Below are 12,668 nucleotides of genomic sequence, written 5' to 3' on the forward strand. Positions count from 1 at the left end.
TATGAATGATGCTAAATATATCTATGCAAATTCCAGAATAAAAGTGCTTGAAACACGCCTTTTAAATAGTGTAATTATCGAAAGACTGTTGAATGCAGATAGACTCGAAGAGGTTATTAAAATATTGAATGATACAGAATACAAAAATTATTTTACTACAGTTGAGGATATTTTTAATTTTGAAGAGAATTTAGGGAGATTTTTAAAAGATAAGTTTAAGATTATTGAAGAATCAACGAAGACCAAAATTTTTGAGGAGTTTTTTACAATAATGTACGATTACCAAAATACAAAAGCATTGCTTAAAGCAAAATACCTGAATAATATAGATCTAAAAAGTATTTTAAGTTATTCTGGAAATATCGATGTAAATCAATTGAAAAAAGCTATAGATAAAAGAGAATATAGTAATTTAACGACGTATTTAATTAATGGACTTGATGCAGCAGAGGCAAATTTTAATTTAACAAGGGATCCACAGCAAATTGATATTATTCTTGATAAAGCTTATTTTAAACAAAAATATGATATTTCATTAGATTTAGGCTATGATTTTATAATAGATATGGTTAAGACAGAAATTGATTTAAACAATATTAGAACATACATAAGGTCATATAAACTCGGACTCACTGAAGGGGATTTTTCAAAAAATCTTCTTGATGACGGATATATAGATGCAAATACTTTTATCGAATGGTACAGGGATTCCATTGACATCCTTGAAAAGATTGAATTTACAAAATACAGCTCATTTAAAGATGCTGTGCAAAATTGGCTAAATACAAATTCACCGTCATATTTCGAAAAAAAGTTTGATAATTATATGCTAGATTTTGTCAAAAGTGGCAAGATGACTAACTTTGGCATAATGCCAATTATAGGGTATCTGTATTCTCTAATTAATGAAACAAAAAATTTAAGAATAATTTTCGTAGGAAAATTGAACGAAGTACCTAAAGAGCTAATTGAAGAAAGGTTACGTGATATGTATGTATAAGATGGGTGTAATAGGTGATAGAGATACCGCCATAGCATTTAAAGCACTTGGCATAAATACTTTTCCAGTCAATAGCGAATTAGATGCTGAAAACACAATAAAAAAATTAGCAAAAGATAATTATGCGGTAATTTTTATAACAGAGCAGCTTGCCAAGAATATTATGGGAACAATTGAAGAATATAATAGTAACCTTTTACCGTCAATTATTTTAATACCGGGAAACAAAGGTACCCTCGGAATAGCGATAAAAAATTTAGAGAAGTCCGTCGAAAAAGCGATCGGTGTAGATATTTTGTTTGAAAGCGAGGGAGATAGTATTGAAAGAGGGTAAAGTAATAAAGGTATCTGGACCTCTTGTCATAGCAGAGGGACTTGATGATGCAAAGATGTTCGATGTTGTCAGAGTCAGTGATAAAGGATTAATCGGCGAGATTATTGAAATGAGGGGCAGCAGGGCATCTATTCAGGTTTATGAAGAGACATCTGGTTTGGGCCCAGGCGACCCTGTCTATTCAACAGGTGTTCCTCTTAGTGTTGAACTTGGACCGGGGTTAATTGGCTCCATTTTTGATGGTATTCAAAGGCCGCTAGATGCCATACAAGAAATGGTTGGTGCAACAATTAAAAGAGGTGTACATGTTAATCCTATCGATCATGAAAAAAAATGGAAATTTGAACCGATAGTAAAAGTTGGTGACAAAGTAGTTTCTGGTGATATAATCGGGAAAGTAAAAGAGACAACGGTTGTTGAGCATAGAATAATGGTTCCATGTGGCATTGAAGGCGAAATAGTAGAAATACAAAATGGCGAATATACAGTTGAAGATGTTGTCGCAAAGGTTAAAACAGCGAAAGGGATTGTAGATTTATGTATGCTTCAAAAATGGCCTGTTAGAAAAATAAGGCCATATAAAGAAAAATTATCACCTGAAGAGCCAATGATAACAGGACAAAGGGTAATAGATACATTTTTTCCTGTAACAAAAGGCGGTACAGCATGTATACCAGGTCCATTTGGAAGCGGTAAGACTGTCGTACAACATCAATTAGCTAAATGGGCTGATGCCGAAATTGTAGTCTATATAGGTTGTGGTGAAAGAGGAAATGAGATGACAGATGTATTGATGGAATTTCCTGAGTTAAAAGATCCAAAAACAGGTGAACCTTTAATGAAGAGGACGGTTCTTATTGCAAATACATCAAATATGCCTGTTGCGGCACGTGAAGCATCTATATATACAGGTATTACTATAGCTGAATATTTTAGGGATATGGGATATAGTGTGGCATTAATGGCTGATTCTACTTCTAGATGGGCGGAAGCTTTAAGGGAAATGTCAGGAAGATTGGAAGAAATGCCAGGTGAAGAAGGTTATCCTGCATACCTTGCATCACGCCTTGCAGAATTCTATGAAAGAGCTGGTTATGTAAGATGCTTAGGAAGTCAGGAAAGAGAAGGGGCTGTCACGGCAGTTGGTGCAGTTTCACCACCTGGTGGAGACCTTTCAGAACCAGTTACACAGGCTACATTAAGAGTTGTTAAAGTTTTCTGGGCACTTGATGCGACATTAGCATTTGCAAGGCATTTTCCAGCTATAAATTGGCTTACAAGTTATTCACTTTATCTTGATAAAACAAATGAATGGGCAAATGAGCATATAGCATCAGATTGGAGAGACCTTAGGAGTACTGCTATAAGACTTTTGCAGGATGAAGCGAACCTTGAGGAAATCGTAAGATTGGTAGGTATTGATGCACTTTCAGTGTATGATAGATTAACTCTTGAGATAACAAAGTCTATTAGAGAGGATTTTCTTCATCAAAACGCATTTGATGAAATTGATACATATACATCTATAAAAAAGCAGTATCGAATGCTTAGAGCAATTATTTTATTATATGAGGAAGCCAAAAAAGCTATAGACAGTGGTGCATCATTTAGATCAGTTACAGAAGTAAAAGTTAGAGAAAAGATTTCAAGAATGAAGTATATAAGTGAAAATAACCTTAGTGAATTTGATAATATTGAAAATGAGATAAAAGAGCAGATGGCCTCTTTGATAAAGGAGGAAAACGTCAATGCTTAAAGAATATAGAACAATAAGAGAAGTCGCAGGTCCTCTAATGCTAGTTGATAATGTATCAGGTGTCAAATATAATGAACTTGTAGAAATAGAGTTAAAAAATGGAGAGATAAGGCGTGGACAAGTACTTGAAGTAAATGAAGATAAGGCACTAGTACAGCTTTTTGAAGGTTCAACAGGGATTAACATCAATGAAGGAAAAGTAAGATTTTTAGGAAGAAGTATTGAGCTAGGCGTCTCAATAGATATGCTTGGAAGAATATTTGATGGATTTGGTAGGCCAAAAGACAATGGACCACGTATTATTCCTGAAAAAAAACTTGACATAAATGGAGAACCTTTAAACCCTGTTGCAAGAGATTACCCATCGGAATTTATACAGACAGGTATATCTGCAATAGATGGCTTAAATACACTTGTAAGAGGACAAAAGCTTCCTATATTTTCTGCATCTGGTTTACCCCATAACGAACTTGCAGCACAGATTGCAAGGCAATCAAAAGTTCTTGGTGCGGAGAGCAAATTTGCAGTTGTTTTTGGTGCAATGGGAATAACATTTGAAGAAGCGAATTTCTTTATCAATGATTTTAGGAGAACGGGGGCCATTGATAGGTCTGTATTGTTTATAAATCTTGCCAATGACCCAGCGATTGAACGTATAGCAACACCTCGTATGGCTCTTACAGCTGCAGAATATCTTGCATTTGAAAAAGATATGCATGTCCTTGTAATATTAACAGATATGACCAATTATTGCGAGGCATTAAGGGAGATATCAGCAGCCAGGAGGGAAGTGCCTGGTAGAAGAGGATACCCTGGATACATGTATACGGACCTTTCTACAATATATGAAAGAGCGGGTAGAGTAAAGGACAAGAATGGTTCAATAACCCAGATACCTATTCTTACTATGCCGGAAGATGATAAAACACATCCTATTCCAGACTTAACAGGGTATATTACAGAAGGTCAAATTATCTTAAATAGAGAGATCATGAGACGTGGAATAAATCCACCTATTGATGTATTACAATCACTATCGAGGTTAAAGGATAAAGGTATAGGAAAGGGCAAGACAAGAGAAGACCATGCAGATACAATGAATCAACTTTTTGCAGCATATGCTCATGGCAAAGAATCAAAGGAATTAGCAGTTGTATTGGGTGAAGCTGCTTTAAGTGATACAGACAAGCTCTATGCATCCTTTTCAGATGAATTTGAAAAAAGATATATAAAACAAGGGTCAGATGAAAATAGGACAATTGAAGAAACACTAAATCTTGGATGGCAGCTTTTGACGCTTTTGCCAAAGAGCGAATTAAAAAGGGTTAGAGATGAGTATATAGAAAAGTACTTACCTAAGAAAAATGAAACTGCTAAGGGGGATAAATAGCCATGAGACTGGCAGTTAATCCTAATCGTATGGAACTTACAAAGCTAAGAAGACGGCTAAACGTTGCTGAAAGAGGTCATAAACTTTTAAAAGATAAGCAAGATGGCCTTATTCAAAAATATGTTGACCTTGTAAAGCAGAACAAAAAGATGAGAGAGGATATTGAAAAAGACCTTGTGTATGCTCTAAAAAATTTCCTTATGGCAAGAGCGGTTATGTCTTCTGAGGCTTTAGAAGAAAGTATTATGTTTCCTAAGATGGAAGTAGATATAGATATAAAGTATAAAAGCATCATGAGTGTTGTTATTCCTAAGATAGAGATATCAAAGCAAAAAGTCTCAGAAGGTGGTGAAATACCATACAGTTTTATTTCAACATCAGCGGAGCTTGATAGTGCAATATCTATTTTAAATAACCTTCTTCCAAGACTTTTGGAATTAGCAGAAGTTGAAAAGACCGTGAAACTTCTATCAATTGAGATAGAAAAGACAAGACGACGTGTTAATGCACTTGAATATATTATGATACCACAGCTTGAGGAAACAATAAAATTTATAAGCATGAAACTTGACGAAAATGAAAGAGGAAATATAACGAGACTTATGAAAGTAAAAGAGATGGCAAATCAGAATACAATATGATGTGTGTATTGGCCATAATAAATATCAATGGAATAGTGAAAATAGAAAAGAAAATGTGTATTAGGAAGGGATGTATACCAACAATGAAGAAGATGGTCCATCTTAAATTAACAGGTTATGTACAAGGAGTAGGTTTAAGATACTCTGTCTATCGAATGGCATGTAATCTTAATATAACAGGTTATGCAAAAAATTTATATGACGGCAGTGTTGAGATAGTTGCCGAAGGCGATGAAGAAAACATAAAGGAATTGATATATTACATAAAAAATGGTTTGAGATGGGCTCAAGTCGATAATGTAGAAGAAAAATGGGAAGACTATAAAGGCGAATATAGTAATTTTGATATAAGGTAAAAAATAATAATTTCACATTTTTACGTATATTTAATATCCCCTTAATTATTTATTAACAATTTGATGATATATTATTGTTAACAAAAAGAAAGGGGATTATTTTATATTGAAACAAAAAGAAACGTTTAATGACGAATTGAACCCACGTGTATATAGATTCGAAGGAATTTTAACATCTACAGATAGAAAAAAATATTACGAATATTCTTTTGAAGTATATGAGGATGTTAACAGAATAACAATTGAATTAAGATATAATGAAGAAACTGGAAATATTATAACGACAACAGTATTTGACCCATGTGGCTTTAGGGGGAGGGGTGCAAAAAGATCGAAGAGAAATGCTATTCTTATGGATATATCAAATAATCCAACGCCAGGAGTTGTTCCTGGGGCAATAGTACCTGGTAAATGGATTCTTGAGGTCGAACCTGCTGATATATATGGTTTCTGCCTTTATGAGATAGTGATAAAGCTATTTAGAGGCAGTGGTGAAGAAATTTATACAAAAATTAAAAGTAGAGAAACTATAATAAATCCTAATGCAGGCTGGTATAAAGGTGAACTTCATTTACATTCAATTGAAAGTGATGGAATTGAATCTGTTTCTTCATTGATAAGTATGGCTGAAGAAGAAAAGCTTGATTATATAGCTATTACAGACCACAATACAGTAAGTCAGTGGAGCAAATTTGTAACGTCCGATACACTTGCTATTTTAAAAGGAATTGAATTATCAACATATAACGGTCATGCTAATGTATATGGCGTAAAGAATTGGATAGACTGGAGAGTTGGATATAATGGCCTTAATGTAGATACAATTATTGATTTGGTACACCAAGATGGTGGAATTATTTCTATAAATCATCCGTGTGCACCTAGCTTAGATGGACATTTATGTTGGAGCCACGATACAGATTACAGCAAAGTTGATGCGATAGAAATATGGAATGCACCATGGCTTTCTTTAAATGGTGACGGTAACAAAAAGGCAAGAAAACTATGGGATAAATTATTAAATAAAGGTTATAAAATTGCCGGTATTGGTGGAAGTGACCTCCATCAAATTGATGGCATATTGAAAAAGCTTGGAAAAATGTTGACATATATATATTGCGATAACCTATCAAATAAATCTATTATAGATGGTATAAAAAAATGCAAAGCTTTTGTGACGATGGGCCCATATATTGATTTTACAATCGAAAATGAAACTGAAAAAGTATCTATTGGCGATTCTATCGGAAGTGGTATCGTGAAATTAAACATTGTTGCAAGAGATATTGTAAAGGGAAATGACATTGTTATTGTAAAAGATGGCGAGATTGAGAAGAAAATAAAAGCTGATAAAGGCTCAGTGACATATGAATATACTGGAAATTTACAGCAAGGTTCATGGTACCGAATTGAGATATATGATAATAACAGGAATGAAAATGACGAGCTTGTTGCAATTACAAATCCAATATGGGGAAGATAACTGCCTTGCCGGCATATTTTTTTGGCATATTTTCAAACGGTTACATATATGATATAATGTATATAGAAAATATTAAAAATATGCGAAGGTGTAAAATATGAAGGCAGATTTAGGACTTAATTTGAAACAAGTACAGAAATTAATAATGACACCGGAATTAAAGCAGGCTATCGAAATTCTTCAATTAAACTCATATGAGTTAAATGACCTTATTACTACAGAAACAGAAAATAATCCTTTGCTTGAAATAGTTGAAAATGATAAAGACAATATGTTTGAAACATATATGGATATATATAAATATAATACTTTAGAGAGTTCTGATTACAGCGGTGAAGATGAAGAAAAAGATGAAATAGGCTTTGACAATATTATAAGTGATAGAACGTCATTGATGGACCATTTGATGTTTCAATTGCATATAACACCAGTGCCAAAGAAAATAAGAGAAATATGCAAAACAATAATATATTATCTTGATAGTAATGGTTATCTTAATGAAAATTTGAAAAATATAAAGGAAACTTATAAGTATAATGATAGAGATATTCAAGAAGCCTTGTCAATAGTACAAACATTTGATCCGCCGGGTATTGCAGCAAGGAATTTAAATGAATGTCTTAAGCTTCAGCTTATATCGAAGAATTTATATAATGGAATATTAAAAGAAATTGTAGATAATTATCTAAGTGAGGTAGGCGATAACAGGTTAAGCTATGTTGCTAAAAAGCTTAATACTGATATTAGAGAAATACAAAAGGCTGTTGATGAAATAAAAAAATTAAATCCAAAACCTGGTGCAAATTTTTCCTCATATAATGATGTCAGATATGTATTACCTGATGCTTATATAAAGAAAATTAATGATGAATATATTGTTTTAATTAATGATTCATTATATCCTGGACTTAAAATAAATAAGACATATGAAAATATACTAAGACAAACTGATGATGATAATATCAAAAAATATCTAAGCTCAAAAATGCAATCAGCATTATGGCTCATAAAAAGCATTGAAAGTAGGCGTGATACCCTATACAAAGTATTAAAGGCAATAGTGAATGAACAAAGAGAGTTTTTTGAAAGAGGACAAAAATATATTAAGCCTATGAATTTGAAGCAGATTGCGGACATTGTGGGTGTTCATGAGTCTACTGTTAGCAGAGCAATAAACGGAAAATTTGTTGATACACCACTTGGAGTTTATGAAATTAAACATTTTTTCCAGAATGGAATAAAAAATAATGAAGGCGAAAAATATTCAGCCGAAATGTTAAAAGAATTAATAAAGCAATTTATAGATAATGAAGATTCAAAAAAACCATTGAGCGATCAAAAAATTGTCGAATTGATGTTGAAAAAGAATATTTCAATATCAAGAAGAACTGTTACAAAATATAGAGAAGAACTTAATATACCCTCTTCCGCAAAGAGAAAACGGTATTAATAATAAGGAGAGCAAAATATTTTAGAATGTTCTCCTTTATTATTGTATAAAGCTATTGAAAAAACAAAAATGATAATATAAAATAATAGATGGAAAGAGTATTTCCATGAAGCGGGACAAATCTAATACAACGGGTCGGTTAAAGTCCTGAAGAAGGGTTAAGATATATGAATGACATAATTTCGCTACAACAAAAAATAGTGCCTGAATTAATAGAACTATTACAAAAAAGGTATACTATAATGCGTAATATTTATTTCAGTCAACCGATAGGAAGAAGGGCACTATCATATCAGCTAAATCTTGGTGAAAGGGTTATAAGAACGGAGGTTTCATTTTTAAAAAGCCAAGGTTTAATTAACATAAACCCTCTTGGAATGACCGTAACCAAAGAAGGTGAAGACCTTATAGATGAGCTAAAAGAGTTTATACATGAACTCAAAGGTCTAAATAATATGGAAAAAACACTTGCGAAGTGTTTGAAGTTAAAAAAGGTTATTGTTATACCTGGTGATGTTGATAGCGACCCTCTAATAAGAAAAGATATGGGCAAATCAGCAGCTAATTATTTAAAAAGCATTATAAAGCATGACAGTATAATAGCATTAACTGGGGGGTCTACCGTTATGGAAGTAGCAAATGAAATGCCTCAAAGTTACACTACATCTGAAATTATGGTTGTCCCGGCAAGAGGCGGTTTAGGGCGTGATGTAGAAAAACAAGCAAATACTATTGCATCTGTCCTTGCCAAGAAATTAGGCGGTTCATATAAAATGTTACATGTTCCAGACAACATTGGAAAAGAAGCTATCAAAACTTTACTACATGAACCAGATATTAAAGATGTTGTTGATATACTTAAAAAAGCTGATGTAGTACTTTTTGGTATCGGACGAGCTGATGTTATGGCTGATAGAAGGAATTTGTCTCAGGCTATTAAAGATTATCTTAAAAAAGTTGGCGCAACATCAGAAGCATTAGGATATTATTTAAACAAAAATGGTGAAACGGTTTATGAAACACCTAGTATATTTCTAACAAAAGAGGATTTAAAAAGAATTAAAAATCTTATTGCTGTATCTGGTGGGAAGAGTAAAGCAGAGGCTATTTTGTCGACCTGTAATAGTGGTACAGTAGATGTTCTGATAACAGATGAAGGAGCAGCATTTGAAATGTTAAAAAGTTGTTAATACACCATTATGGTGTTTAATATAAAATTAAAATTTAAGGAGGAATTTTTTATGACAGTAAAAGTAGGTATTAATGGCTTTGGTAGAATAGGTAGAAATTTCTTTAGGGCAGCATTAAAGAAGAATGTAGACCTTGATATAGTCGCATTCAATGACTTGACTGATGCTAAGACATTAGCACATCTATTAAAATACGATTCAACATTTGGCAGATTTGAAGGCGAAGTTGAAGCAAAAGAAAATTCATTACTTGTAAATGGCAAAGAAATACAAATCATAAAAGAAACAGATCCAGCAAAGCTTCCATGGAAGGACCTTGGCGTTGACGTTGTAATTGAATCAACAGGAAGATTTACAAATAAAGACGATGCTGTAAAACATATTCAGGCTGGAGCAAAAAAAGTAATAATTACTGCACCTGCAAAGAATGAAGACATTACAATAGTTATGGGCGTAAATGAAGAAAAATATGATCCTAAAGCACACAATGTAATATCAAATGCTTCATGTACGACTAACTGCTTAGCACCATTTGCAAAAGTTCTACATAACAAATTCACAATTAAAAGAGGTTTAATGACAACTGTACACTCATATACAAATGACCAAAGGATTCTTGACCTTCCACACAAAGATTTGAGAAGAGCAAGAGCTGCAGCATTATCTATCATCCCTACAACAACAGGTGCAGCAAAGGCTGTTGCATTGGTTCTCCCAGAATTAAAAGGAAAATTAAATGGTTTCGCTATGAGAGTACCAACACCAGATGTATCTGTTGTTGACCTTGTTGCAGAACTTGAGAAAAATGTAACTGTTGAAGAAGTAAATGCGGCATTAAAAGCAGCATCAGAAAATGAACTCAAAGGAATCCTCGGATACACAGATGAACCATTGGTATCAATGGACTTTAAAGGTGATTCACGTTCATCAATAGTTGATGGTTTATCAACAATGGTTATGGAAGGCAATCTTGTAAAAGTAGTTTCATGGTATGACAATGAATGGGGTTATTCAAACAGGGTTGTTGACCTTGCTAAATATGTAGCAGATAGACTATAAAAACAGCGTGGGACAGGGAATGTTCTTTGTCCCACAATATCTCATTGATAGGAGGTTTATAAATGAAAAAAACTGTAAGGGATATTGATGTCAATGGGAAAAAGGTTTTAGTCAGAGTTGATTTTAATGTACCCATGGACAAAGATAAAAATATTACAGATGATACAAGAATAAAAGCGGCATTGCCGACAATAGAGTATTTGATAAACAATAACGCAAAGGTAATTCTCGTTTCACATCTCGGAAGACCAAAGGGAAAAGTTAATCCCGAATATTCTTTAAAACCTGTCGCAAAAAGACTTTCTGAATTATTAAATAAACCTGTTATTATGTCAAATGATGTAATTGGTGAAGATGCAAAGGCAAAAGCAAATGCACTTAAAGATGGTGAAGTATTATTGCTTGAAAATGTTAGATTCCACGCAGAAGAGGAAAAAAATGATCCTATTTTCTCAAAAGAATTAGCATCTTTAGCAGATATTTATGTAAATGATGCATTTGGAACAGCCCATAGAGCACATGCATCAACAACAGGTGTAGCAAGTTATCTACCTGCTGTTTCAGGTTTCCTTATAGAGAAAGAACTTAATTTTATGGGTGGTGCTCTTGAAAATCCGGAAAGACCGTTTGTTGCAATACTCGGTGGTGCAAAAGTTTCTGATAAGATAGGCGTTATAACAAATCTTCTTGACAAAGTGGATAGCTTATTGATTGGTGGCGGCATGGCATATACCTTTATAAAAGCCAAAGGACATGAAATAGGTAAATCTTTATTAGAGGAAGATAAATTAGAACTTGCGAAGGACTTAATTGAAAGAGCAAAACAAAAAGGCGTCAACCTTTTATTACCTGTAGATACCGTTGTTTGTGAAGAATTAAAACCTGGTGTACCATATGAAGTAGTAGATATTGATAAAATGCCCAATGATAAAATTGGAGTTGATATAGGTCCCAAAACAGTAAATGAATTTTCTAAGGTTATAAAAGATGCCATGACAGTTGTATGGAATGGACCAATGGGCGTATTCGAGATAAGTGAATTTGCAAAAGGTACAGAAGCTATTGCAAAGGCTATGAGTGAATGCAAAGGTACTACAATAGTAGGCGGTGGTGACTCAGCAGCTGCTGTAGAGCAACTAGGCTATGCTGATAAAGTATCACACATTTCTACAGGCGGAGGCGCATCATTGGAATTCCTTGAAGGAAAAGTTCTACCAGGAATAGATGCATTAAATAATAAATAAAGAGGTGTTTTAATTGAGAAAACCGATTATTGCCGGTAATTGGAAGATGCATATGACACCTTCCGAAGCTACAAAGCTTATAAGTGAATTAAAGCCTCTTGTTGAAAATTCAAATATAGATGTAGTTGTAGTACCACCATTTGTTGACTTGATTGATGTGAAAAAGGCGCTAGATGGATCAAATATAAAACTTGGGGCTCAAAACATGCATTGGGAGGAAAAAGGCGCATTTACTGGTGAAGTTTCACCAGTGATGCTTAAGGAAATAGGTGTTGAATATGTGATTATTGGTCATTCAGAAAGAAGGCAATATTTTGCAGAGACTGACGAAACTGTGAATAAAAAAGTAAAATCTGCAATAAAACATGACCTTAAACCTATAGTATGTGTAGGTGAGACACTTGAACAAAGAGAAGCCGGAAAGGCATTTGAAATAGTGAAGAATCAGACAGAAAAAGCTTTAGATGGTGTTGATAAAAATGACGTATTAGATATTGTCATAGCATACGAACCTATATGGGCAATAGGAACAGGAAAGACTGCTACATCAAAAGATGCAAATGACGTTATAAAAGTTATCAGGGATACTATAGCAAATATTTATGATATAAATACTGCTAATGAGGTAAGAATACAATATGGTGGAAGTGTAAAACCTGATAATGCTAAAGAATTAATGGCAGAAAGTGATATAGATGGGGCATTGGTCGGCGGAGCAAGTCTAAAGGCACAGGATTTCGCAAAAATTGTAAATTATTAAGGAGA

12 protein-coding genes are annotated in these 12,668 nt (G+C 33.5%); all 12 read left to right on the plus strand.

The window, feature by feature from the left end:
* The first annotated feature begins 1 nt into the window (after position 1).
* Complete coding sequence (locus CPG45_RS12880; RefSeq protein ID WP_096232300.1) at positions 2–1,000, plus strand: V-type ATP synthase subunit C; 999 nt, start codon at positions 2–4, stop codon at positions 998–1,000.
* Positions 993–1,334 carry a V-type ATP synthase subunit F gene (locus CPG45_RS12885; protein WP_096232301.1) on the plus strand — a complete coding sequence of 114 codons (342 nt, stop codon included), beginning with the start codon at positions 993–995 and terminating at the stop codon, positions 1,332–1,334. The genes CPG45_RS12880 and CPG45_RS12885 overlap by 8 nt, the downstream gene beginning before the upstream one ends.
* Entirely contained in the window at positions 1,321–3,090 is a 1,770-nt protein-coding gene (locus tag CPG45_RS12890) for a V-type ATP synthase subunit A (RefSeq protein WP_096232302.1), read from the plus strand. Before CPG45_RS12885 ends, CPG45_RS12890 begins: the two co-directional genes overlap by 14 nt.
* Complete coding sequence (locus CPG45_RS12895; RefSeq protein WP_096232303.1) at positions 3,083–4,480, plus strand: V-type ATP synthase subunit B; 1,398 nt, start codon at positions 3,083–3,085, stop codon at positions 4,478–4,480. Before CPG45_RS12890 ends, CPG45_RS12895 begins: the two co-directional genes overlap by 8 nt.
* A gap of 2 nt (positions 4,481–4,482) precedes the next feature.
* The gene (locus CPG45_RS12900; RefSeq protein ID WP_096232304.1) at positions 4,483–5,121 is read left to right on the plus strand and encodes a V-type ATP synthase subunit D; all 639 of its coding nucleotides are present in this window, start codon (positions 4,483–4,485) and stop codon (positions 5,119–5,121) included.
* Positions 5,122–5,204: 83 nt separating this feature from the next.
* Complete coding sequence (locus CPG45_RS12905; protein ID WP_096233610.1) at positions 5,205–5,477, plus strand: acylphosphatase; 273 nt, start codon at positions 5,205–5,207, stop codon at positions 5,475–5,477.
* Between the two features lie 106 nt (positions 5,478–5,583).
* On the plus strand, positions 5,584–6,960 hold the full coding sequence (locus CPG45_RS12910; protein ID WP_096232305.1) for a CehA/McbA family metallohydrolase: 1,377 nt from the start codon (positions 5,584–5,586) through the stop codon (positions 6,958–6,960).
* Positions 6,961–7,057: 97 nt separating this feature from the next.
* Positions 7,058–8,410, plus strand: coding sequence for an RNA polymerase factor sigma-54 (gene rpoN, locus CPG45_RS12915; protein ID WP_096232306.1), 1,353 nt, complete (start codon positions 7,058–7,060; stop codon positions 8,408–8,410).
* A 167-nt stretch (positions 8,411–8,577) separates the two neighbouring features.
* The gene (locus tag CPG45_RS12920; protein WP_096232307.1) at positions 8,578–9,600 is read left to right on the plus strand and encodes a sugar-binding transcriptional regulator; all 1,023 of its coding nucleotides are present in this window, start codon (positions 8,578–8,580) and stop codon (positions 9,598–9,600) included.
* A 51-nt stretch (positions 9,601–9,651) separates the two neighbouring features.
* Positions 9,652–10,659 carry a type I glyceraldehyde-3-phosphate dehydrogenase gene (gene gap, locus CPG45_RS12925; RefSeq protein WP_096232308.1) on the plus strand — a complete coding sequence of 336 codons (1,008 nt, stop codon included), beginning with the start codon at positions 9,652–9,654 and terminating at the stop codon, positions 10,657–10,659.
* Positions 10,660–10,721: 62 nt separating this feature from the next.
* Entirely contained in the window at positions 10,722–11,903 is a 1,182-nt protein-coding gene (locus CPG45_RS12930; protein WP_096232309.1) for a phosphoglycerate kinase, read from the plus strand.
* A 13-nt stretch (positions 11,904–11,916) separates the two neighbouring features.
* Positions 11,917–12,663 (plus strand): triose-phosphate isomerase, encoded by a 747-nt coding sequence (gene tpiA, locus CPG45_RS12935; protein ID WP_096232310.1) that lies wholly within the window; start codon positions 11,917–11,919, stop codon positions 12,661–12,663.
* Positions 12,664–12,668 lie beyond the last annotated feature (5 nt).

Source organism: Thermoanaerobacterium sp. RBIITD, from assembly GCF_900205865.1.
Taxonomy (GTDB): domain Bacteria; phylum Bacillota; class Thermoanaerobacteria; order Thermoanaerobacterales; family Thermoanaerobacteraceae; genus Thermoanaerobacterium.